24 protein-coding genes are annotated in these 21,176 nt (G+C 64.8%); 14 read left to right on the forward strand and 10 right to left on the reverse strand.

What is annotated here, in order from left to right:
• Positions 1–16: 16 nt before the first annotated feature.
• The 5 genes from zwf to CK224_RS18290 all read left to right on the forward strand — a co-directional run bounded on the left by zwf (position 17) and on the right by CK224_RS18290 (position 5,375).
• On the forward strand, positions 17–1,393 hold the full coding sequence (zwf, locus tag CK224_RS18270; RefSeq protein WP_095782677.1) for a glucose-6-phosphate dehydrogenase: 1,377 nt from the start codon (positions 17–19) through the stop codon (positions 1,391–1,393).
• A gap of 16 nt (positions 1,394–1,409) precedes the next feature.
• A complete protein-coding gene (locus CK224_RS18275; protein ID WP_095782678.1) occupies positions 1,410–2,114 on the forward strand; it encodes an ROK family protein in 705 nt (234 codons plus the stop codon).
• A gap of 190 nt (positions 2,115–2,304) precedes the next feature.
• Positions 2,305–2,769: a MucR family transcriptional regulator gene (locus CK224_RS18280; protein WP_095782679.1), complete on the forward strand. Its 465-nt coding sequence runs from the start codon at positions 2,305–2,307 to the stop codon at positions 2,767–2,769.
• 110 nt (positions 2,770–2,879) lie between these two features.
• On the forward strand, positions 2,880–3,980 hold the full coding sequence (locus CK224_RS18285; protein WP_095782680.1) for a pyridoxal phosphate-dependent aminotransferase: 1,101 nt from the start codon (positions 2,880–2,882) through the stop codon (positions 3,978–3,980).
• Between the two features lie 156 nt (positions 3,981–4,136).
• Complete coding sequence (locus CK224_RS18290) at positions 4,137–5,375, forward strand: MFS transporter (protein WP_095782681.1); 1,239 nt, start codon at positions 4,137–4,139, stop codon at positions 5,373–5,375.
• Positions 5,376–5,444: 69 nt separating this feature from the next.
• Here the strand turns inward: CK224_RS18290 and CK224_RS18295 are convergent, their stop codons facing one another.
• The 6 genes from CK224_RS18295 to hemC form a co-directional block, all read right to left on the reverse strand.
• The gene (locus CK224_RS18295; protein ID WP_095782682.1) at positions 5,445–6,161 is read right to left on the reverse strand and encodes a glutamine amidotransferase; all 717 of its coding nucleotides are present in this window, start codon (positions 6,159–6,161) and stop codon (positions 5,445–5,447) included.
• A gap of 18 nt (positions 6,162–6,179) precedes the next feature.
• Entirely contained in the window at positions 6,180–6,659 is a 480-nt protein-coding gene (locus CK224_RS18300; protein WP_095779840.1) for a TerB family tellurite resistance protein, read from the reverse strand.
• A 32-nt stretch (positions 6,660–6,691) separates the two neighbouring features.
• Positions 6,692–8,263: a heme biosynthesis protein HemY gene (locus CK224_RS18305; protein ID WP_095782683.1), complete on the reverse strand. Its 1,572-nt coding sequence runs from the start codon at positions 8,261–8,263 to the stop codon at positions 6,692–6,694.
• Between the two features lie 10 nt (positions 8,264–8,273).
• Positions 8,274–9,746, reverse strand: a complete 1,473-nt coding sequence (locus tag CK224_RS18310) for a mitofilin family membrane protein (RefSeq protein WP_095782684.1) — start codon at positions 9,744–9,746, stop codon at positions 8,274–8,276.
• Positions 9,747–9,851: 105 nt separating this feature from the next.
• Positions 9,852–10,565 carry a uroporphyrinogen-III synthase gene (locus tag CK224_RS18315; protein ID WP_095782685.1) on the reverse strand — a complete coding sequence of 238 codons (714 nt, stop codon included), beginning with the start codon at positions 10,563–10,565 and terminating at the stop codon, positions 9,852–9,854.
• A gap of 1 nt (position 10,566) precedes the next feature.
• A complete protein-coding gene (hemC, locus tag CK224_RS18320) occupies positions 10,567–11,493 on the reverse strand; it encodes a hydroxymethylbilane synthase (protein ID WP_095782686.1) in 927 nt (308 codons plus the stop codon).
• A gap of 224 nt (positions 11,494–11,717) precedes the next feature.
• On the opposite strand from hemC, the gene tsaD reads away from it, so the two are divergent.
• The 6 genes from tsaD to CK224_RS18350 all read left to right on the forward strand — a co-directional run bounded on the left by tsaD (position 11,718) and on the right by CK224_RS18350 (position 15,810).
• Positions 11,718–12,803 (forward strand): tRNA (adenosine(37)-N6)-threonylcarbamoyltransferase complex transferase subunit TsaD, encoded by a 1,086-nt coding sequence (gene tsaD, locus CK224_RS18325; protein ID WP_176477957.1) that lies wholly within the window; start codon positions 11,718–11,720, stop codon positions 12,801–12,803.
• Positions 12,800–13,825: an NAD(P)H-dependent glycerol-3-phosphate dehydrogenase gene (locus CK224_RS18330; protein WP_095782687.1), complete on the forward strand. Its 1,026-nt coding sequence runs from the start codon at positions 12,800–12,802 to the stop codon at positions 13,823–13,825. The genes tsaD and CK224_RS18330 overlap by 4 nt, the downstream gene beginning before the upstream one ends.
• Positions 13,826–13,842: 17 nt before the next feature.
• On the forward strand, positions 13,843–14,139 hold the full coding sequence (locus CK224_RS18335; protein ID WP_095782688.1) for a YciI-like protein: 297 nt from the start codon (positions 13,843–13,845) through the stop codon (positions 14,137–14,139).
• 101 nt (positions 14,140–14,240) lie between these two features.
• Positions 14,241–14,666 (forward strand): EVE domain-containing protein, encoded by a 426-nt coding sequence (locus tag CK224_RS18340; RefSeq protein ID WP_066998318.1) that lies wholly within the window; start codon positions 14,241–14,243, stop codon positions 14,664–14,666.
• Positions 14,663–15,334, forward strand: coding sequence for a methyltransferase (locus CK224_RS18345; protein ID WP_095782689.1), 672 nt, complete (start codon positions 14,663–14,665; stop codon positions 15,332–15,334). Before CK224_RS18340 ends, CK224_RS18345 begins: the two co-directional genes overlap by 4 nt.
• A gap of 50 nt (positions 15,335–15,384) precedes the next feature.
• Positions 15,385–15,810, forward strand: coding sequence for a DUF1761 domain-containing protein (locus tag CK224_RS18350; protein WP_066998322.1), 426 nt, complete (start codon positions 15,385–15,387; stop codon positions 15,808–15,810).
• Between the two features lie 77 nt (positions 15,811–15,887).
• Here CK224_RS18350 and gcvA read toward each other — a convergent pair whose 3' ends face one another.
• On the reverse strand, positions 15,888–16,814 hold the full coding sequence (gcvA, locus tag CK224_RS18355; protein WP_095782690.1) for a transcriptional regulator GcvA: 927 nt from the start codon (positions 16,812–16,814) through the stop codon (positions 15,888–15,890).
• Positions 16,815–16,945: 131 nt separating this feature from the next.
• On the opposite strand from gcvA, the gene CK224_RS18360 reads away from it, so the two are divergent.
• Positions 16,946–17,203 carry a DUF1127 domain-containing protein gene (locus CK224_RS18360; protein WP_066998328.1) on the forward strand — a complete coding sequence of 86 codons (258 nt, stop codon included), beginning with the start codon at positions 16,946–16,948 and terminating at the stop codon, positions 17,201–17,203.
• A gap of 93 nt (positions 17,204–17,296) precedes the next feature.
• Here the strand turns inward: CK224_RS18360 and CK224_RS18365 are convergent, their stop codons facing one another.
• Positions 17,297–17,830 (reverse strand): L,D-transpeptidase, encoded by a 534-nt coding sequence (locus CK224_RS18365; protein ID WP_245425983.1) that lies wholly within the window; start codon positions 17,828–17,830, stop codon positions 17,297–17,299.
• Positions 17,831–17,976: 146 nt separating this feature from the next.
• Here CK224_RS18365 and CK224_RS18370 point away from each other — a divergent pair, with 146 nt between their 5' ends.
• Both CK224_RS18370 and CK224_RS18375 read left to right on the forward strand, forming a co-directional pair.
• On the forward strand, positions 17,977–18,660 hold the full coding sequence (locus CK224_RS18370) for a response regulator transcription factor (protein WP_066998380.1): 684 nt from the start codon (positions 17,977–17,979) through the stop codon (positions 18,658–18,660).
• Between the two features lie 245 nt (positions 18,661–18,905).
• The gene (locus tag CK224_RS18375) at positions 18,906–19,364 is read left to right on the forward strand and encodes a cyclic nucleotide-binding domain-containing protein (RefSeq protein WP_095782692.1); all 459 of its coding nucleotides are present in this window, start codon (positions 18,906–18,908) and stop codon (positions 19,362–19,364) included.
• A 33-nt stretch (positions 19,365–19,397) separates the two neighbouring features.
• Here the strand turns inward: CK224_RS18375 and xth are convergent, their stop codons facing one another.
• Together xth and CK224_RS18385 are read right to left on the reverse strand one after the other, a co-directional pair.
• Positions 19,398–20,198 (reverse strand): exodeoxyribonuclease III, encoded by an 801-nt coding sequence (xth, locus tag CK224_RS18380; protein ID WP_095782693.1) that lies wholly within the window; start codon positions 20,196–20,198, stop codon positions 19,398–19,400.
• A gap of 286 nt (positions 20,199–20,484) precedes the next feature.
• On the reverse strand, positions 20,485–21,153 hold the full coding sequence (locus CK224_RS18385) for an outer membrane lipoprotein carrier protein LolA (protein WP_066998340.1): 669 nt from the start codon (positions 21,151–21,153) through the stop codon (positions 20,485–20,487).
• Positions 21,154–21,176: the final 23 nt, after the last annotated feature.

The raw sequence follows: 21,176 nt of genomic DNA on the forward strand, positions 1-21,176 counted from the left end.
GAGCGGGAGTGACGGGATGAGCCAGGAGAGATCCGACACGCTGGTGCTTTTCGGGGCGACCGGCGACCTTGCGCACAAGAAGATATTTCCGGCGCTCTATCACATGGTCGCCAAGGGGACGCTGAGCGAGCCGGTGATCGGCGTCGCTTTCGATCCTTGGGATCTTGGCAAGCTGGTGGACCGTGCCCGCGACGGCGTTGTCAATGCGCTGGGCACCGTCGACGACAAGGTGTTCGCCAGGCTCGCCTCGCTGCTGCGCTATGTCAGCGGCGACTATCGCGATCCGGTGACATTCGAGAGATTGAAGACGGCGCTCGGCTCGGCGCAGCGGCCGCTGCATTACATGGCAGTGCCGCCCACGATGTTCGAAACCGTCGTCCAGGGGCTCGAACAATCCGGCACCGCGCGGGGCGCAAGATTGATGGTCGAAAAGCCTTTCGGCCACGATTTGCAGTCGGCCCGCTGGCTGAACCGCGTGTTGCACCTGGTGTTCGACGAACAGTCCATCTTCCGCATCGACCACTATCTCGGCAAGGAAGCGATCCAGAACCTGCTCTATTTCCGTTTTGCCAACGCTTTCCTCGAGCCGATCTGGAACCGCAACTTCGTCGAGAGCGTGCAGATAACCATGGCCGAGGATTTTGGCATCGAAGGCCGCGGCAAATTCTATGAGGACGTCGGCTGCATCCGCGACGTCATCGAGAACCATCTGCTCAACATCCTGCTGTTGCTCGCCATGGAGCCGCCGGTCGGCCGCTCTGCCGACGATTTGATCGACGAGAAGGTTCAGGTGCTGCGCGCCATCCGAACGCTTACCAAGGACGATGTCGTGCGCGGCCAGTTCGACGGCTATCTGGCGGAGCCGGGCGTGCGGCCGAACTCGCCGGTCGAGACCTTCGCCGCCGTACGCTTCTTCGTCGACACCTGGCGCTGGCAGGACGTGCCGTTCTTCATCCGCGCCGGCAAGAACATGCCGGTGCATGCGACCGAAGTGATCGTGCGGCTGAAGCGCCCGCCGCTCGACGTCTTCGATCCGATCAAGCCGGGCGACGCCAACTATGTCCGTTTCCGTATCGATCCGCAGGTGGCGATCTCGATCGGCGCCCAGCGCAAGGTAGCCGGCGACGACATGATCGGCGAGCAGGTGGAACTGACCGCGCTCGACGACAGCAAGGGCGATATGCCGCCCTATGAGCGGCTGATCGGCGACGCCATGAACGGCAACGGCCAGCTCTTCACGCGCCAGGACGCGGCCGAGCTTGCATGGCGGATCGTCGGACCGGTGCTTGGCGACACCACGCCGCCTCCGATTTACGCGCCGAAGACCTGGGGGCCGGCCGACGCCATGAAAGGCTTCGGCCCGCCCAATGGCTGGATCAATCCGACGAAATAGCTTCTCAGGGGACCGGATGGCGAAAGCAGCAAAACGGGCTTCGACGAAGGACGGGCAGGTCGTCCTCACCATCGACGTCGGCGGATCGCGTGTGAAAATTCTCACCAGCGCCGGCGGCGAGATGCGCCGCACCGAGTCCGGGCCGGGCCTGAAACCTGAGCAGATGGTGGCTTCGGTGAAGAAGCTGGCCGAGGGCCTGGATTACGACGTCATTTCGATGGGCTATCCCGGTCCGGTCAGGGACAACAAGCCGTCGCTCGATCCCTTCAATCTCGGCAAGGGCTGGAACGGCTATGATTTCGCCGCCGCCTTCGGCAAGCCGGTCAAAGTCGTCAACGACGCGCTCCTGCAGGCGATCGGCAGCTATGACGGCGGCCGTATGCTGTTCCTCGGCCTCGGCACCGGCCTGGGCGCCGCCATGATCCTCGACAATGTCGGGCAGCCGATGGAGCTTGCTCATCTTCCTTACAAGAAGGGCGGCAGCTTCGAGGACTATGTCGGCGAGCGCGGCCTGGAAAAGCACGGCAAGAAAAAATGGCGCAGATACGTTTTCGATGTCGTAAACAGGCTTCGCGCCGCCTTGCAGCCGGACTATGTGGTCATCGGCGGCGGCAATGTCGACAAGCTCGATGAATTGCCTGCAAAATCCAGGCGCGGCGACAACACACGTGCCTTCGAAGGCGGATTTCGACTGTGGCGCGATAAGGCGCTGATCGTCTGATATTTTTACTTTTCAGTATAGTCGTTCAAAATAACGTGTAGTCGCACGACCTGTCGTTGCGCCGCGCAGATTTGCCGACTAGGAATCCGCCGGCCTGCCGCACATGCGCCCGCCTCGGCGCGCCAAGAGCGCGGCAGCGCGCTGATTTTTCATCCCGATTTGCGGCCGTGCGGCATAGAGGAGGACTGACGTGGACGAGGAAACCAATACAGCCAAGGAAGATGTCGACCTGCTCGAGCTCACCGCCCACATCGTGTCGGCCTATGTCGCCAAGAACCGGCTGCCTGCTTCGGGCCTGGGCGAACTCATCGCCAATGTCGCCTCCTCGATCGGCGCCCTGAACCAGCCGCCGACTCCGCCGGCACCGCCGCCCGTTCCTGCCGTCAATCCCCGGCGCTCGGTGACGCCGGACTACATCATCTGCCTCGAGGACGGCAAGAAGTTCAAATCGCTGAAGCGTCATATCGGCGTGCATTTCGGGCTGAGCCCGGAAGCCTACCGGACCAAATGGGGCCTGCCGGCAGACTACCCGATGGTCGCGCCCAATTACGCGGCGTCGCGCTCCGAGCTTGCCAAGTCGATCGGCCTCGGCCGCAAGGCCGAAGCCGAGCCGGAGAAGCCGGCAAAGGCCAGGAAAGTAAAGGCCCCCGCCTGAACGATCTTGGCCCTGTGCCAACGGTTTGAAGAAGCCTGCCAAGGAATCCGCCTTGGCAGGCTTCCTGCTTTTGGCTTGGATAAGACAAGCGAAGGCTGTTCGGGTGAGCCATGAACTATGCGAGGATGGTGATCGAGAAGGAAGCGCCGGAGGAATACGGCTACGACCGCATCCGCTTCAATCTCTCCGAAAGCTCGATCGCCGACCAGAAGCTTGCCGATATCGGCCTGTCGCTGCCCGACCTCACCTTGTTCTACGGCGAGCATCGCGGCGACAAGGAATTGCGCGCGCTGATCGCCGGGCAGGACAAAGGGCTCTCCCCGGACGACGTGCTGGTTACCGCCGGCGCTGCCGGCGCGCTGTTCATCATTGCCACCTCGCTGCTTTCGGCCGATGACCATCTCGTCGTCGTGCGGCCGAACTATGCCACCAATATCGAGACGCCCAAGGCGATCGGCTGCGCGATCAGCTATGTCGATCTCGACTTCGACGAGGGCTTCGCCGTCGATGTCGCGCGGGTCGCGGCGGCGGTGCGGCCGAACACCAGGCTGATCAGCGTCACCTGCCCGCACAACCCGACCGGCACGATGATGACCGGCGCCGATCTCGACGCGCTTGTCGCGCTTGCCGAAAGCCGCCGCTGCCGGCTTCTGGTCGACGAAACCTATCGCGATCTGTCCTATGGCGAGCGCCTGCCCTCCGCGGCATCGCTCAGTCCAAGCGCGATCAGCGTCTGTTCCCTTTCGAAAGCTTTCGGCATTCCGGGCATCCGCATCGGCTGGCTGGTCAGCAAGGACAGGGCTCTGCAAGAGACGTTCCTCGCCGCCAAGGAGCAGATCGGCATCTGCGGCAGTGTCATCGACGAGGCGATCGCACGCTCCATGCTCGAGCGGCGCGATGCCTTCCTAGCATCATTGTTGCCGGAGATGGCCAAGCGCCGCGATATCGTCCAGGCTTGGATCGACGGCGAGCCGCTGGTCGACTGGGTGCGGCCGCAAGGCGGTGTGGTCGGCTTCCCGCGGCTGAATGTCGATGCGGATTTCGACTTCGACCGGTTCTACGCGCGGCTCCTGGAAGAGCACGGCACTTATGTCGGTCCCGGCCACTGGTTCGAGATGCCGAAGCGCTTCTTCCGCGTCGGCTTCGGCTGGCCGAAAGAGGCGGAATTGCGCGGCGGGTTGCAAGCGATTTCCGCCGCGCTGAGAGACTGAGCCTCCTTGACCGTGAACGATAATTCCGAAGTTCCTTCATCCCGCGCCGATTTTTTGCGCGCGCGACGAGGCGAACTGGGCTAAGGGTCTCCGGCCGGAACAGCGCCCACCGTGGAAGTGCCCCGCCGGCCGATGTCACAACGGGGCCCTCGAATCATGACCGCCGAAGCAACTTCACCTGAACAGCGCTACGCCGCCTTCCGGCACCGGCCGTATCTCAGCTACTGGACGGCGCGCTTCCTCACCACTTTCGCCACCCAGATCGTCTCCGTCGCCGTCGGCTGGCAGATCTACGACCTGACGCGCAATCCCTTCGACCTCGGCATCGTCGGCATCGTCCAGTTCCTGCCGTCGCTGCTCCTGGTGCTTGTCACCGGCGTCGTCGCCGACCGCTTCGGCCGCCGCCTGATCATGACATTGGCGTCGTTCGTCGAGGCCGGCTGTGCGCTCACTCTGTTGTTGCTGACGCTGCGCGGCCTTGGCGGCCCGCTGCCGATCTTCGTCGTGCTCGCCATGTTCGGCATCGCCCGCGCCTTCTACGGGCCGGCCTCGTCCTCGCTGGTCGCCAATCTGGTGCCGCCACAGGATTTCGCCAACGCCATTGCCTGGAATTCGTCCGCCTGGCAGACGGCAACCATCGTCGGCCCGGTCGCCGGCGGCCTGCTCTACGGCCTTTCGGCGGAGATCGCCTACGCTACTGCGGCGATCCTGATGCTTGTCGCCGCGCTGCTCGTCTTCACCATCCCCAAGCCCGCGCAGCAGACGGCTACCGACAAGCCGACGATGCAGACCCTGTTTGCCGGCTTTCGTTACATCTGGGGCGAGAAGATCGTGCTCGGCGCGATCTCGCTCGACCTGTTCGCGGTGCTGCTCTCCGGCGCCTCGGCGCTGCTGCCGGTCTATGCCCGCGACATTCTGGCGCTTGGGCCCTGGGGCCTCGGCCTGCTGCGCTCGGCGCCTGGCATCGGCGCCATCGCCGTGGCGGTCTGGCTCGCCGGCCATCCGATCCGCGACCATGCCGGCAAGATCATGCTCGGTTTCGTCGCCTTGTTCGGCGCCTTCACCGTCCTGTTCGGCGTCTCGACCATCACCTGGCTGTCGATCGTGGCGCTCGCCATGCTCGGAGCCACCGACATGTTCAGCGTCTATATCCGCGAGACGCTGATCCAGCTCTGGACGCCCGACGAGGTGCGCGGCCGCGTCAACGCCGTCAACCAGGTCTTCGTCGGCGCTTCCAACGAGGTTGGCGAGTTCCGCGCCGGCACCATGGCGGCGCTGATCGGCACCGTGCCGGCGGTGGTGATCGGCGGCGTCGGCGCCATCGCGGTTGCCGGGATCTGGGCCTGGTTGTTCCCTGCGCTGCGGCAGGTGCGGCATTTGAATAGCAGGAACTAATTGCCGGCGCAGCAAGTTGACGGCCGGACTAGAAGAGTGCAGCGGCTTCCCTCTGCATTGCGGCAAAATCTATCCGACGGCCGGCCTGCCAAAAATCAGACCCAGAAATTCGCCCAACCAGCGCTTGAGGTGCATGTCCCAAATCAGCCGGCCGCCGAGATGATCGCGGCCGGGCTGCGCGCCCGGCAGCTCGAAGCGATGCGCGCCGCGCACCACCCAGCGCTGCATCATCACCCTGGTCAGCTCGCCATGGAACTGGATGCCCCAGGCATTCTCGCCATACCGGAAAGCCTGGTTGGGATAGGTTTCGGCCGTGGCGAGCAGCGTCGCGTCCTTCGGCAGGGAAAAGCCCTCGCGGTGGAACTGGTAGACCATCTCCGGCCAGTGCAGCAGTTTCTTGCCGGCGTCGGTCGCCTTCAGCGGATACCAGCCGATCTCGACCAGTCCTTCGCCATGGCCCTCGACCCTGCCGCCAAGATGCCTGGCGAGCATTTGCGCGCCGAGGCAGATCCCAAGAAAAGGCCGGTTTTCCTTGAGCGGGATTTCGAGCCACTCGGTCTCACGCCGGACGAACTCGTCCTGGTCGTTGGCGCTCATCGGCCCGCCGAAGATCACCGCCCCGGCGTGGCCGTCCAAAGTGCAGGGAAGCTCTTCGCCAAGCGGCGGCCGGCGAATGTCGAGATCGAAACCTTCTTCCAGAAGCATATGGCCGACGCGGCCGGGGCTCGAAGTCTCCTGATGCAGCACGATCAGGATTTTTGCTCTCGGCCTGGGTCTGGGTGGCATGGAAGAAGAAAGGTCCAGCTATTCGTCGCTCGATGTGCCCCGGGCGCCCGGCGCTTCGGCCGCCGCCTTGCGGCGCGCCTCGATGCGGTCGTGGCGCTCGACACCGATCAGCTCGGCGACGCGCCAGACGGTGTTGTCCTCGAGCTCGTGCAGCTCGCCGTCGGCGTAGACGATCTCCCACATGAGGCCGATGAAGGCCTTGCGCGCCTCGGCATCCAGATGGCGCTTGAGCACGCTGGTGAAGGCATAGAGGTCGATCGCCTCGTTATCGGCACGCTCGCCGGCGGCGGCCAGCGCGTCGAGCTCGTCGCCGCTGATCGAATAGGTCTCGGCCAGGATCTCCTTGAAGCGCTCCCACTCGATATCCTGGCGCACGCCGTCGGCGTTCATCACGTGATAGAGCAGCGCCGAGGCCGCGACGCGCGGATCGTCCGCGCTTGGCTTGCTCGCGCCCGCAGCAGGCAAATCCTTCAGGAAGGACAATACGCGTTCGAACATCGATGCTTTTTCCCTGTCCGCCAAGCCGAGCCTCAAAACAAACGAAACCGGCGCGGCGATTTTTCCGCCTCGTCTTCCGGCGTCACGCCGGGATCATCCGGCAAGCGCGGCAACTCCGGCGCCTGCTCGACCACCGTGTCATCGGCGGCGGCGACCGCGGTTTCCCTCTCGATGCCGTTCGGCGCCTCGGCGGCCGCCTTCTCGGCCGAACTATCGGGCTCAAGGTCGATCGCTCTCTCGTCAGCCGGCAAAGCGGGCGCCGATGCAGCGATCGCGGGAACCGCCTCCTCAACCGCGCTGTCGATTAGTTGCCCGAGCCGCTCCATCGGCGCGCGCCAAGTGAACGCGTCGAGCTTGCCGGTGATCGGCGATACCGGCGCCCAGCGCTCCGAGACGACACCGTCCGCCACCCAGGCCGGATCGCGCGGCGCGCGCACAGCCTTGGACAGCAGCTGCCGCACCTTGCCCTGGTCGCCGCTTTCGGCCTCCTCGATGTCGGCCAGCAACAGATAGGCGCCTTCGCGGCGATCCATGCGGATTGCGGATTCCGCCTCGCGCCTGGCGGTGGCGAAATCCTGCGCGTCGAGCGCGGCGCGTGCCACGGCCATCGACGATTCGGCATGGTTCTTCTTCAATTCCTGCAGCTTTTTCGCCCGGTTGAGGCGATCGAGCACGGCATCGCCCGGCCTCGCATGGATGTAGAGCTCGGCAATATCCGGATGCGGTTCGGCCCGCCAAGCGGTCTCCAGGATCTTGGAACCCTTGCGCACGTCGTTGTGCTTGATCAGCAGGTTGGCCGCGATCACCGCGGCTGGCGCGAAATCGGGCGCCAGCTTGTTGGCTTCGAGCGCCGCGGTCCGGGCAGCGTTCGGGTCGCTGTCGACCAGCGCCTGCGCCTTGGCGGTGAGCAGCACGGCGCGGCGGCGGTTGGCGGCATCGCGTTCGATTTGCCTTGTCGATTTCTGGGCCTCGACCAGCTTCAACGCGCCGTCCCAGTCGCCGCGCTCCGTCAGCTCTTCAAGCGTCGATTCCGCCGCCCAGGCAAGCTGCGGTGCCACAGCTGCGGCGCGACCGGCATAGTGGCGCGCGGCGTTGTGGTCGCCCAGTCGCTCGGCTTCGAGATAGAGCCCGCGCAGGCCAAGCAGCCGCATCTCCGGATCATCGAGCATGCGCTCGAACTTTTCTCGCGCGCCGTCATGGTCGCCTTCGAGCAGCGAGGCCTGCGCATCGAGCAGGTTGATCAGCGGCTCCTGGTCGGAACTGATCAACTTGGCCGCCTCCTTGGTCTTCTTACGCGCCAGCGCGCCGTCGCCGGCGCCGGCCGCGATCATCCCCGTCGACAGCGCCTGGTAGCCGCGGTCGCGGCGGCGCACCCGGAAATAGCGCGAGATCGCATAGGGGCTGTTCCACAGCGACTTGATCAGCCACCAGACGATCATCACCGCTGCGACCACGGCGACGATCGCCACCGCCGCCACCATTAGCGTGACCTGGTACTGGTAACCGTTGAAGGTGACGATCATCTCGCCCGGACGGTCGGCCAGCCAGGCAAAGCCGAGCCCCAGCGCGAAGACGACGGCGAGGAAGGCGAGGATGCGGATCATTTGACGGTCCTCATGCCTTGGTCGCGCCGCCAATCAGCGCTTCGATCTGCTTTTCGACCTCGAGCCGCGCCTTCAGTTTGCCGGCGAAGTCGGCGCCGGCCGCCTTCGACGCATCGGGCAGGGTATCGTATTCGGCGAGAGCCTTGGCATAATCGCCCTGGTTGACTGCCACTTCAATGCGCGCGATGGTTTCCGGCACGCCCTTGCCTTCGACGGCGCCGACCGGCCGCACCTGCACCAGCGATTTCGCGCTCGACACGAGGCTTTGGAAGAAGCCGGCATTCTGGTCGACCGGCGTTGCCGCTTCGATCATGGCGTTGGCGGCGGCTTCGGCCTCGGAAGCGATGGTGGCTCGCGTGGGCACGCCTTTTTCCGCATAGCCGCGCAGAACGCCAAGCTCCGGCGCGTTGGGCGCAATCGCGGCGAACGTGTCGAGCTCGGTCGCGAACGGCGCGCCGCGATCGAGCGCCGCCTTCAGCGCCGAAGCGGCGATCGCCAACGCGATCTTCGGCTGCGAGGCCTGCGCCTCGACCTTGCCGGAGAGCTGCTGCACCGACTGTTCCAGCGCCGCGATCCGGCTGTCCGCCGCCTTCGCCGCGTCGCCCGCCGATTTCACAAGCGCGTCGAGCCCGGCGAGCTTCTCGTTGAGCGGGGCGAGATCGACCGGTGCAGCATTTCCGGCCTTCTGCAGGTCGGCGACCGACGTCTCGACCTGGCCGACCTTATCGGTGAGCGCCTTGAGCGCGGCGCCGTCGTCGCCCTGTCCGGCCGAGGATTTCAGCGCCGCGACGTCCGACTTCACCTGGTCGAGCGCCGAGGACAGGCCGTCGACCTTGGCCGAAGCGCCGGTATCGGCCGTCTCCTTAAGTGCCGCGATTTGGCTTCTCAGCGAGGCGATCTCGCCGGTGACGCCGTCGGGCGAGGGCCCGCCGACCGAAGTCGGAGAGCCGAGCAGCCCTACCGCTTGCAGAAGGCCGGCGCCGGCAAGCGCGACAACGCCGCCGATCACGCCGGCGGCAATCATGTTGACGCCTGAGCGCCTGGCGGCCGGGAAGTCGCGATTGTCGCTTCGGGTTTTGCTCGGCTTCGCCGTCGAGGCGGCAGAACTGGTCTTGGCTGCCGACGCATCCTCGAAACTGTAGCCGAAGCTTTTTGGTTCGCTCTTCGGAGCCTCATCAGTGCCCGGATAGGATGCTTCCGCCCCATCCTTGTTGGTTCCAGCCTGGTCAGCTCCGCCCTGCGCCGCGTCGGTGTGTTCCCACGGCTCGATGTCGGCCTGTTCGGCATGGATCGGCTCTTCGGGAGCTTCCGGCTGCGAAGCAGCAGCCCCTTCCTCTGCCTTCGCCTCGTCGGTTCGTTCCGTGTTGGTATCGGTATTGGCGGCATCCTCGTCGGTGATTCGCGAGACGGCGCCGGGTTCGAGTTCGATGGTCACCGGCTCGCGGCGGCTCTTCGAATGTCGCACCTTAGGCGTCTTGACCATGCTTGGGCTCCGCAAATTGGCTTGAGGATGGTTCAAAGGGTCTAGAGCTCAAGGATGCTCTACCACATCACCAAGCGGTGAAAAGGGGCGGTGTGATGACGCGGCTCAGCCCGGTAGCGACAAAAGCTGGAACAGCGCGTCCTCGTCGGGTTGAGAGGCAATGCGAACCTTTTGCCCGCCAACCCCGTCCAATGGGTTGGCGATTCGCGCGGAAAGGGCCAAAAACTCCGCCCGTTCAAAGAGATGCCGCAGTGCTGGGCGCATGGCCAGGCCAATCATCACGGGTGCCGCCTTGGCCGAATAGAGCAGCACTGCCTCGACCGGCGTGCCCGACAATCGGGCAACGACGGCATCGTCGCCATAATCGAATTCGATGGTGTCGTAGGTCTCGACAGGCCGGACACGCACCCGGGCTGCCGCCAGCCGTTCTTCGAACACCGGAAAGCGCGCCCGGCCACAAAGATAAACCATCTCCTTGCCCGTAAGTTCGGCGGTTATCTGGCCGGCCAGTGCTTCGGCATCGCCTGGGCCTTCAAAGACGGACGTAAATCCAGCCGCACGGCAGGCTTCCGCCGTCCTTTTGCCAACCGCATGGCAAGGCAGGGCGGCAAGCGCGGCGACCAGTTCCTTGGGCGCATAGCGGACAGCATTGGCGCTGGTAACGGCAACCGCGGCAGCGGCGGGAAGGACGCGTGCCTCGACCGGCAGCGCCGCCGTTTTTGTCAGTGGCAGCAGGACGGGCTGGAACCCCTGGGCTTCAAGGCGCCGGGCCGTGCGGGAGGCGCCCGGTTCCGGCCTCGTCACCAGGACGCGGACCATATCAGGCCCAGCCGTCGAAGAATTTTGCGCCGGCCTCGGCGCGAACGGCCCGCGCGGCTTCCACGCCGGTATTCGCCGCGTCCCGGGCCGGGCCATTCAATCTGACCTCATGCGACTCGGTGCCGTCGGGCGAGATGATCAGCCCGGCGAAAGACAGGTTTTCGTCCGAGACGGTCGCATGGCCGGCGATCGGCGTGCGGCAGGAGCCGTCGAGCGCAGCAAGAAAGGCGCGCTCACAGGCCAGCGCCTGGCCGGTCGGCATGTCGTGAATAGCCGCCAGCATATTTTCGACCGCGCCGTCGCCGATGCGGCTTTCGATGCCGATCGCGCCCTGCCCCGGCGCCGGCGGAAAGACATCCAGCGGTATCAGATCGGTGATCACGCTCTCGAGCCCGAGCCGCTTCAGCCCGGCATAGGCGAGGATGGTGCCTTCGGCCACCCCCTCATCCAGCTTGCGCAGTCTGGTCTGCACATTGCCGCGGAACATCACCACATTGAGGTCCGGCCGCATCCGGCGGAGCAGCGCCTGGCGCCGGAGCGACGACGAGCCGATCGTCGCGCCATGCGGCAGATCGGCGATCCGCTTCGCGGTCTTGCCGATGAAGGCGTCGCGCGCGTCCTCGCGCGGCAGGAAGACGGAAAGCTCCAGCCCGTTGGGCAGCACCGTCGGCATGTCCTTCGAGGAATGCACGGCGATATCGATGCGGCGATCGAGCAGCGCTTCCTCGATCTCCTTGGTGAACAGGCCCTTGCCGCCCGCTTCCGACAACGGCCGGTCCTGAATGCGGTCGCCGCTGGTCGAGATCGGCACAATTTCGAAGGCCTGCTCGGGCAGGCCATGCGCCTGCATGAGCCGCGCCCGCGTCTCATGCGCCTGGGCGAGCGCCAGCGGGCTGCCGCGTGTTCCGATTTTCAAGGTTGTTTGCATGGCGCGCGGTCCGTGATAACCCCCCAGGCGATTTCGAGGTTTGCCGAGATTCAGGTCAGGCCGAGCCGAAAATGGCGGATTTCGAGAACCGGAGCGTGCTTTTGGGTACGCGAGCGCCGGAAGCGCAGAAAACCGCCATTTGCAGGCCGGCATCACCTGACTATCGACAGACCTCCTATATAGGAAAGGTCAGAGACACAATCTTCGAGGACAGCGACGAATTGATCCGCGTTCTGGGCATTGAGACAAGCTGCGATGAGACGGCGGCCAGCGTGGTGGCGCTGGACGGCGACTCCGCGCCCGAAATCCTCTCCAATGTCGTCTTGAGCCAGATCGAGGAGCATGCCGCCTTCGGCGGCGTCGTCCCCGAGATTGCCGCGCGCGCCCATGTCGAGGCGCTGGATGGGATCGTCGAGGCAGCCCTGACCGATTCGGCCGTATCGCTCGATGAGGTCGACGCCGTCGCCGCGACTGCCGGGCCGGGGCTGGTCGGCGGGCTGATCGTTGGTCTGATGACCGCCAAGGCGATCGCCGCCGCCGCGAACAAGCCGCTGATCGCCATCAACCACCTCGAAGGTCACGCGCTGACCGCCCGGCTGACCGAGGGGCTCGACTTTCCCTATCTGCTCTTGCTGGTCTCCGGCGGCCACACTCAGATCGTCGCGGTGCGCGGCGTCGGCGACTACCAGCGCTGGGCAACGACCATCGACGATGCGCTGGGCGAAGCCTTCGACAAGACGGCCAAGATGCTTGGCCTGCCCTATCCGGGCGGGCCGAATGTCGAAAAGGCCGCGGCCGGCGGCGATGCGAGCCGCTTTGCCTTCCCGCGTCCGATGAAAGGCTCGGCGCAGCCGGATTTCTCCTTCTCCGGCCTGAAGACGGCTGTGCGCCAGACAGCAACGGCGATCGCGCCGCTCGGCGACCTGGACGTCGCCGACATCTGCGCCTCCTTCCAGGCGGCGGTGGCCGATGCGCTGGGCGACCGTGTCGCGCGGGCGCTCGCCCGTTTCCGCAAGGAATTTCCCGACACGGCAAAGCCGGCGCTGGTCGTCGCCGGCGGCGTCGCCGCCAACCGCACGATCAAGGCGACGTTGGAGGCGCGCTGTTCCAAGGCCGGCTTCGCATTCGTCGCACCGCCGCAAAAGCTTTGCACCGACAATGCCGCGATGATCGCCTGGGCCGGCATCGAGCGGCTGCGCGCCGGGATGGCCGACGCGAGCGCCGCCGACTTCGTGCCGCGCTCGCGCTGGCCGCTGGACAGTGTTTCCGCTCCCTTGGTCGGCTCGGGCCGTCGCGGGGCAAAGGCATGACTGACGCGGTCACGAACGGCGCACAGGCCAAGGCGCCCAGCGGCTGGCGCGTAGCGGTGCTTGGCGGCGGCGCCTGGGGCACGGCGCTGGCGCTCGCCATGCTGCGCGCCGGCCATTTTGTCCGCCTCTATGCCCGCGATCCCGACACCGTCGCCGCGATCGACCGTGGCGAAAACCCGCACTATCTGCCCGGCATCGCGATCGAGCCCGGCATCGTCGCCACCAGCGATATCGCTGCTGCGCTCGACGGTGCGAATTGCGTGCTGGCGGTAACGCCCGCGCAATCGCTGCGCGCGGTGCTGGCCGCTGCCGCCGGCCATGTGCCATCCGGCGTGCCGCTCGTCCTCTGTGCCAAGGGCATCGAGCGCGACACCGGCGCGCTGCTGTCCTCGATCGTCGAGGAAAACCTGCCCGACAATCCGGTCGCCGCACTTTCCGGCCCGAGCTTCGCCAGCGATGTCGCGCGCGGCTTGCCGACGGCGGTGGTGGTGGCCGGCCGCGACGGGGAACTGGCGGCCGATCTCGCCGCCCGCTTCTCGGCCGAGAATCTGCGCTGCTATTCCAGCGACGATCTCATCGGCGTCGAGATCGGCGGCGCGCTGAAGAACGTCTTCGCCATCGCCGCCGGCGCGGTAACGGGCGCCGGGCTTGGCGCCAGCGCCCAGGCCGCCATGGTGACGCGCGGCTTCGTCGAGCTGCGCCGCATCGGCGCCGCGTTCGGCGCCAGGCCGGAAACGCTGATGGGGCTCTCCGGCCTCGGCGACCTGCTGCTCACCTGTTCCTCGGCGCAGTCGCGCAACTTCGCCTACGGCCTGGCGCTCGGCCAAGGCAAGGAGCTCACCGGCCTGCCGCTCGCCGAAGGCGTGCCGACGGCCGGCATTGCCGCCCGCATAGCCGCCGAGCGCGGCATCGAGGCGCCGATCATTGCCGCTGTCGCCGCCATCCTCGATGGCAAGGTGACCATCGGCCAGGCTGTGACGGCGCTGATGACGCGGCCGCTCAAAACCGAAACCGACATCTGAAGCCTCGGAGATGAAACATGCTGTTTGCGTTGATTTGCAAGGACAAGCCCGGCAGCTTGCAGCTGCGCGCCGACACAAGGCCGGCGCATGCGGCGTTCCTGGAAGGGCTGATCAGGGAAGGAAGACTTGCCTTCGCAGGTCCCTTCCTCGACGCTGCCGGAAAGCCTGACGGAAGCCTGGTGATGATTGAGGCGCCCGACATGGCCGGCGCGCAAGCCCTGGCGGCCGCCGACCCTTATGCCAAGGCTGGCCTGTTCGAAAGCGTCGAAATCCGTCCATGGAATTGGGTCTTCCAGAAGCCCGCCGCCGCGTGACCGGTCGCTGGCGCTCCCGCTCCCCGCGAGAACGGGGAAAGGATAAGGAAGAGCGCCAACGCTTCAATCGTGGCGAACCGACAATCAAGGGGACAACTGAGATGAACTACTGGCTGTTCAAGTCCGAACCTTCGGTCTTTTCCTTCGAGGCGCTGAAGGCGAAGGGCAAGGCCGGCACGCAGTGGGACGGCGTGCGCAACTACGCCGCGCGCAACAACATGAAGGCCATGCAGATCGGCGATCTCGGTTTTTTCTACCATTCCAATGAAGGCCTCGACATCGTCGGCATCGCCGAGGTCTGCGCGCTCGCCCACCCCGACTCCACCACGGACGATCCACGCTGGGAATGCGTCGACATCCGCGCCCGCAAAGACGTGCCGAAGCCGGTGACGCTGGAACAGGTCAAGGCCAATCCGAAGCTGGCCGACATGGCGCTGGTGCGGCTTGGCCGGCTTTCCGTGCAGCCGGTGACGCCGGCAGAGTGGAAAGAAGTCTGCCGCATGGCCGGCCTCGACCCGGCGCCGTGACCAGACTCACTCCCAAAAACGCAAGGACATTCATCCTCGACAATACGGCGCTGATGGCGCCGCCGCACGTGCCGGAAGTGCTGCTGCACCTGGCTGACGAGGCGCACGACCTCTGGCTGCGCACCGAGGAGGAGCTGGCCGAGATCGGCCTGCCGCCGCCCTTCTGGGCTTTCGCCTGGGCCGGCGGCCAGGGCCTTGCCCGCTATGTGCTCGACCATCCGGCGACGGTGCAGGGCAAACGCGTGCTCGACTTCGCTTCCGGCTCCGGCATGGTCGCCATCGCTGCCTTGAAAGCCGGCGCGGCTGAAGTGACCGCGGCCGATATCGATCCCTTTTGCGCGACGGTCATCACCCTCAACCTCGAAGCCAATGGTGTGAAGGCCGATTTCGTGGATGCGGACTCCACCGGCACGGATGACGGCTGGGACGTCGTCTTGGCCGGCGATGTCTTCTACGACAAGCCTTTGGCGGAGAGGCTGACGCCGTGGTTCACGAGCCTCAAGGCGCGCGGCGCCGACATCCTCGTCGGCGATCCCGGGCGCGCCTATCTGCCGAAGACCGGACTGCAATCGCTCGCCGTCTACCAGGTGCCGGTGACGCGCGTGCTGGAGGATGCCGAGGTCAAGCGCACGACCGTGTGGCGATGGGTTTCCGCCGCTTCGGCTTGACGCAGCCGGCGAACAGGGATTCCATCGCTCATCTTTCGGGAGGGGATTCTATGGATTTCTCAACGGTGAACTGGCTGGCGGTGATCGCCGCAGCCGTCGTGGCGTGGCTGTTCGGTGCCGCCTGGTACATGGGCCTGAGCAGGCCCTGGCTGAAGGCGGCAAAGCTCGATCCGGCGACGATGAAGCGCTCGGCCGTTCCGTTCATCGTCAGCTTCGTCGCCGAGCTCGTCATGGCGCTGGTCATGACGCTGGTGGTCGGCGCGATGACCGGCGGCGAGCCCAACCCGCTCGCCGGCGTGATCTTCGGCTTTGTGCTCTGGTTTGGCTTCGTCGCCACCACGTTGTCGGTCAACCACCGCTATCAGGGCTTCGGCTGGGAGCTCACGCTGATCGATGCCGGCCATTGGCTCGGCGTGCTGCTCATCATCGGCGCCGTGATCGGTTGGTTCGGCGCGCCGGCCGCGCCGGCAGGCTAGAGCATTTCCAGGAAAAGTGTGAAACGGTTTCCGTCGGAATTGCGCCCAATAAACAGAGAGAGCGGTCCGGAGCGCCGCTACCCCGCGTCTGCGTCTTTCGTGACTTCGTCGAGAAGCCATTCGCGGAAGGCGACGATGCGCGCGTCGTCCTTCATCGCTTCCGGATAAACCAGGAAATAGGCGAACTCCGGCGCGACCTTGATGCCGAGTTCGAAGGGCCGGATCAGCCGCCCTTGCGAAAGGTCGTTGGCCACCATGGCGAAGTCGGCAAGCGCCACCGCATTGCCGTCGAGCGCCGCCTGCGCGGCATCGGTCGAGGACCCGAAGACAAGGGTGCGGCTGTCGTCGAAATCTTCGACCCCTGCCGCGTGCATCCACATGCTCCAGTTCGGCCAAGTGACGCCCTGCCGGGACCATTCGATATGCGCCAGCGTATGGTGGAAGAGATCGCGCGGCTCCTTCAGCGGCGGGCCTGAGGCGAGCAGCGCCGGGCTGCAGACGGGGATGATGATGTTCTCGAACAGCCGGTGAGCGCAGAGCCCGGGATATTTGCCGGTACCGAAACGAATGCCGATATCGACATCGTCCCGCTCGAAATCCCTGACTTCATAGGTAATGTCGAAGCGCAACTCGACGCCAGGCTTTTGCCGGCGGAAACCGTCGACGCGCCGCATCAGCCACTTGGTTGCGAACTGCGCGTCGAGCGTCACTTTCAGCAGCGCCGTGCCTCTCGCCATCTTGCGCGCGCGGGTAACGGCGCGGCCAAGCAGGTCGAGCGCATCGACCGAGGCTTCGAACAGAACGTTCCCCGCTTCGGTTAGCCGCATGGTGCGGCTGGTGCGCGTGAACAGCACGAGGTCGAGCTGATCCTCTATTTCCTTGATCTGGTGGCTGACCGCCGCCGGCGTCAGGCCAAGCTCGTCCGCGGCACGGGTGAAATTGAGGTGCCTCGCCGCTGCCTCGAACGTCCTCAACGCACGCGTTCCGGGCAGCAAGCGGGCCATCTCAATCTCAAAAAAAACTTGATGATCAGACAAGAACTACTCGTTTCCCGTTTGTTTCTCAATCCGGCAAGATGGCCGCATCGATAAACCATCAAACCGGATTTGATATCCGGAGAACACGGGATAGAGCCATGACCGAGATCGTCCTGAAGTCTCACGCCGTCCAGAAATCCGACTCCGGCATCACGCTTTGGCTGCGTTCGGCATTCGAGTGGCTGCGCCAGGCCGGGGTCGCCGCTCGGCTTCCCGACGAATCCGTCGAGGATCTCTCCGACCGTCAGCTGCGCGACATCGGCGTCGAGCGCAGGGACGTCGCAAAGGCGATGAACCGGGAGCTTGGCCGGATCGGATTGCTGGATACCGGCTGGCAGCAGCCTAAGCGGCACTGAGGGAATAGGGGAGTAGGCAGGAAATCTCGCTTCGGTGGACGTGCGTCCTCCGTGACATATCCTACTCTCCTACTCCCCTACTCCCCTACTCCCCTACCTCACCACCTTCACCACCGTCCGGTCCGACAGCAGCGGCAGCAGCCTCGCCATGGTGCGCGCCGTCACCGCGACGCAGCCTTGCGTCGGCGTGAAGCCGGGACGCGCCAGATGGAAGAAGATCGCGCTGCCGCGTCCGCGCCGGCGCGGCACGATGTTCCAGTCCAGCACCAGGCACACATCGTAGAGCCGGTCGGCGCGCCGCATCCGTTCATGGCTGGCGCCGTAAGGGATCTTCACCGGTCGGTTGTAGTTGCGGTCGTCCGGCACCTCGCACCAGCCAAGATCCGGGCCGATCGGTACCATCGCCAACCCCGTCCGGCGGCCCACGGGAAACTGGTCGTTGCGGAAATAGCCTGACAATATCCGCATCGCAGCCAGCGGCGTCGCGCCGTCGCCCTCGCGCTTGCTGGCGGAAATGCCGCCGCGCCCGAGGGCGCAGGGAAACACCGTTTGGCCGGCTTGCAGCAAGCCCTGCGCAGGGTTGCCGGGCTTTGCACGCACAACCAGGGCATGCAGGCCTTTGGGCAAAAATTCACCTGCCGCATTGCGCGCGCGTTTTTTCTTGTATGATTGTCTCACGGAACAAATCACTGTGAACGACTGTTGCGCCGGTGAGCTTCCGCATAAATGGGGGGAGGTCAACTGAATATTCTTTTTAAAACAACGGATTGATCATGACATCACGCACCATTCTAATCGTTGACGACGACGACGACCTGCGAGCCACCCTCGTCGAGCAACTGGCGCTTTACGAGGAATTCGACGTCCAGCAGGAAGCCACCGCCGCAAAAGGCGTCGCCACGGCGCGCGGCGGCCTTGTCGATCTGCTCATCATGGACGTCGGCCTGCCAGACATGGACGGTCGCGAGGCGGTGAAGATCCTGCGCAAGGGCGGCTATAAGGCCCCGATCATCATGCTGACCGGCCACGACACCGATTCCGACACCATTCTGGGGCTCGAGGCCGGCGCCAACGATTACGTCACCAAGCCTTTCCGCTTCGCGGTGCTGTTGGCGCGCATCCGTGCGCAGTTGCGCCAGCACGAGCAGAGCGAGGACGCCACCTTCTCGGTCGGCCCCTACACCTTCAAGCCCAGCCAGAAGCTTTTGATCGATCCGCGCGGCGCCAAGGTGCGGCTGACCGAAAAGGAAGCCTCGATCATCAAATATCTCTATCGCGCCGACCAGAAGGTGGTAACGCGCGACGTGCTCTTGGAAGAAGTGTGGGGTTACAATTCCGGCGTCACCACCCACACGCTGGAAACCCATGTCTACCGGCTGCGCCAGAAGATTGAGCGCGATCCTTCCAATGCCGAAATTCTTGTGACAGAAAGCGGCGGCTACAAGCTGGTTCCTTAAACATTTCATGATCTAGAGCAATTCCAGGAAAAGTGTGAAAGCGGTTTTCCGATCGGAATTGCGTCGAACCAAACAGATAGGCGGTCGGGCGGGACTGCCTCGGGTACGATCCTGATGCTGGAGGGTGATGGATCGGCTCGCTGCACGCATCGCACGACGCGTGATTGAAGTTGGAGTGCGCGCTCCCGCAAGGAGGCGGCGCTCCAAAGGAGGGACTGGACTGACCGCTCGGGGACACAGCTAGCATGGCGCTGGATGACGACATCCGCATCCTGTCCGCCGTGAAGCTTTTTCAGGGCTTCACGCAGGAACAGTTGCGCCTGCTGGCCTTCGGCGCCGAGACGACCTTTCTGCAGGCCGACCACAAGCTCTACCGCGAGGATGACGTGGCCGACTCGGCCTATATCGTCGTCAGCGGGCGGATAGTCCTCTATCGCGAGCAGGGCAGCGGCGAACGCGTCCCGATCGGCACGGCAGGCCCCGGCGCCATGCTCAGCGAACTGGCCCTTATCGCCGACACCAACCGGCTGACCAGCGCCTCGGCCGCGATCGATTCGGAAGTGATCCGCTTGAGCCGCAAGATGTTCCGCCGCATCTTGGAGGAGTATCCGGAGCTGGCGGTGCAGCTGCACGAGCGCATCCTGGAGGAATTCCAAGAGATGATCGCCCGCATCGAGGAGCTCGCGCCACGGTTTACGGAATAGACGCGCCGCAGCGCCTCTGCCGATTGATAGCGCTCAATCCAATTCAAACTTCGCGATGACCGGCACATGGTCCGACGGCTTCTCCCAGCCGCGCGCCGCCTTGACAATCTCGCAACCGGCAAAGCTCGGCACCAGATTGGCGGACGACCAGATATGGTCGAGCCGCCGGCCGCGGTCCGATGCTTGCCAGTCCTTCGCGCGGTAGCTCCACCAGGTGTAGAGCTTTTGCTCGGCCGGCACGTTGAGCCGCATCAGGTCAACCCAGCCGCCGGCCCGCCGCATCGCCTCGAAGTTTTCGGTCTCGACCGGCGTGTGGCTGACGACGTTGAGCAATTGCTTGTGCGACCACACGTCATGCTCCTGCGGCGCGATGTTGAGGTCGCCCACCAGGATCGAGGCATCGTGCTCGCTCGCCGGCACGCTGTTCATCTCATAGACGAAATCGAGCTTGTGGCGGAATTTCCGGTTGATGTCCGGGTCGGGCTCATCGCCGCCGGCCGGAACGTAGAAATTGTGCAGCAGAATCGACCTGCCGCCGGCCTGGACCCTGACCGAGAGATGCCGGCTGTCGTCGATCTCGCAGAAACGCCGCTTCTCGACCAGCGCGATCGGCCGGCGCGCCACCGTCGCCACGCCGTGATAGCCTTTCTGGCCGTGGAACAGGATGTGCTCGTATCCCGCCTTGCGGAAAGCCTTTTCCGGAAACAGCTCGTCCGGAACCTTGGTTTCCTGCAGACAGAGCACGTCCGGCGCGTGCTCCTTGAGCAGCCGCTCGACGATCGGCATGCGCAGGCGCACCGAGTTGATGTTCCAGGTGGCGATGGAAAAGGGCATGCGGCGGGTCCGGCAAGAGGTCGCCGAACTACTGCCAGCCGCCAGCCATAAAAACAAGCCGGCGACAATCGCCGAGGCTGGCGCCACCCCTCATTGCCTGCTGGGCATTTCTCCCCGTAAACGGCGAGAAAGAAGCCGGCCGCAGCCTTGGCACTCATTCTGCAACGCTGGAGATTGGAGAAACCGTCGATGACGGCGTCCCTGCTCCCCGTTTCACGGGGAGACGATGGCGGCAGCCAGATGAGGGGCGGCGCCGACGCTCGCAAGAGCACTAAGACGAAGGAAGTTATCTTGTCTTGGTATTGAGCTCGCGGTTCGCCGTATAGTCGATGGCGAAGGTGCCGTCCGGAATGGAGACGCCTTCCTTGACGTTGAAGATCATCACCGTCGTGTCCTTGCCCTGCGCGTCGGTGATCGTCCACTGGCGCAGTTCATAGGTCTTCGGATCGAACATCATGGTGATCTTGGCGTTGCCGAACACCGACTTGTCGGAGAGTTGGATGGTGGTGAGGTCGTCTTCTTCCTTGACGGCCTTCACGCGCCCGCCCGAGAGATCGATCCGGTCGTCGAGCAAAAGCTTCAAGGGCGTCTTCGACAGCGGATAGAGGTCGGAGGTGTTCAGCTTCTTGTTGAGGATGACGACCGACTTGCCGTCCGAGATCACCCGGAAATTCGACGATCCGTCATAGTTGAAACGGATTTTGCCGGGACGTTCGAGGAAGAACTTGCCGCCGGTCTGCTCGCCCTTCGGGCCGAACTGCACGAATTCGCCGCTCATCGATTTGACCGAGGAAAAATGGTCGGCGATCTTTTGCGCCGCCGGCGGAACCGCGGCCTGAGCCAAGGCCAGAAGTTGGAAGCCCGGCACGACATTGATGGCGGCGGCGCCCGCAAGCACCAGGCCAAGGCCGAGCAGCTGTCGGCGGGTCGGAGCGAAATCTGTCTGGGTCTTCATGCCGGTCACTTCCTGTGATTTGC

The organism is Mesorhizobium sp. WSM3862, assembly GCF_002294985.1.
GTDB lineage: Bacteria > Pseudomonadota > Alphaproteobacteria > Rhizobiales > Rhizobiaceae > Mesorhizobium.

Coding starts and splice junctions, on each gene's coding strand:
- CK224_RS18285 (WP_095782680.1), top strand. CDS start 2,880: ATGAACTATGCGAGGATGGTGATCGAGAAGGAAGCGCCGGAGGAATAC.
- xth (WP_095782693.1), bottom strand. CDS start 20,198: ATGCCCTTTTCCATCGCCACCTGGAACATCAACTCGGTGCGCCTGCGC.
- CK224_RS18290 (WP_095782681.1), top strand. CDS start 4,137: ATGACCGCCGAAGCAACTTCACCTGAACAGCGCTACGCCGCCTTCCGG.
- CK224_RS18330 (WP_095782687.1), top strand. CDS start 12,800: ATGACTGACGCGGTCACGAACGGCGCACAGGCCAAGGCGCCCAGCGGC.
- CK224_RS18360 (WP_066998328.1), top strand. CDS start 16,946: ATGACCGAGATCGTCCTGAAGTCTCACGCCGTCCAGAAATCCGACTCC.
- CK224_RS18350 (WP_066998322.1), top strand. CDS start 15,385: ATGGATTTCTCAACGGTGAACTGGCTGGCGGTGATCGCCGCAGCCGTC.
- CK224_RS18305 (WP_095782683.1), bottom strand. CDS start 8,263: ATGATCCGCATCCTCGCCTTCCTCGCCGTCGTCTTCGCGCTGGGGCTC.
- hemC (WP_095782686.1), bottom strand. CDS start 11,493: ATGCAAACAACCTTGAAAATCGGAACACGCGGCAGCCCGCTGGCGCTC.
- CK224_RS18295 (WP_095782682.1), bottom strand. CDS start 6,161: ATGCCACCCAGACCCAGGCCGAGAGCAAAAATCCTGATCGTGCTGCAT.
- CK224_RS18340 (WP_066998318.1), top strand. CDS start 14,241: ATGAACTACTGGCTGTTCAAGTCCGAACCTTCGGTCTTTTCCTTCGAG.
- CK224_RS18300 (WP_095779840.1), bottom strand. CDS start 6,659: ATGTTCGAACGCGTATTGTCCTTCCTGAAGGATTTGCCTGCTGCGGGC.
- CK224_RS18275 (WP_095782678.1), top strand. CDS start 1,410: ATGGCGAAAGCAGCAAAACGGGCTTCGACGAAGGACGGGCAGGTCGTC.
- CK224_RS18335 (WP_095782688.1), top strand. CDS start 13,843: ATGCTGTTTGCGTTGATTTGCAAGGACAAGCCCGGCAGCTTGCAGCTG.
- gcvA (WP_095782690.1), bottom strand. CDS start 16,814: ATGGCCCGCTTGCTGCCCGGAACGCGTGCGTTGAGGACGTTCGAGGCA.
- CK224_RS18385 (WP_066998340.1), bottom strand. CDS start 21,153: ATGAAGACCCAGACAGATTTCGCTCCGACCCGCCGACAGCTGCTCGGC.
- CK224_RS18375 (WP_095782692.1), top strand. CDS start 18,906: ATGGCGCTGGATGACGACATCCGCATCCTGTCCGCCGTGAAGCTTTTT.
- CK224_RS18315 (WP_095782685.1), bottom strand. CDS start 10,565: ATGGTCCGCGTCCTGGTGACGAGGCCGGAACCGGGCGCCTCCCGCACG.
- zwf (WP_095782677.1), top strand. CDS start 17: ATGAGCCAGGAGAGATCCGACACGCTGGTGCTTTTCGGGGCGACCGGC.
- CK224_RS18310 (WP_095782684.1), bottom strand. CDS start 9,746: ATGGTCAAGACGCCTAAGGTGCGACATTCGAAGAGCCGCCGCGAGCCG.
- CK224_RS18370 (WP_066998380.1), top strand. CDS start 17,977: ATGACATCACGCACCATTCTAATCGTTGACGACGACGACGACCTGCGA.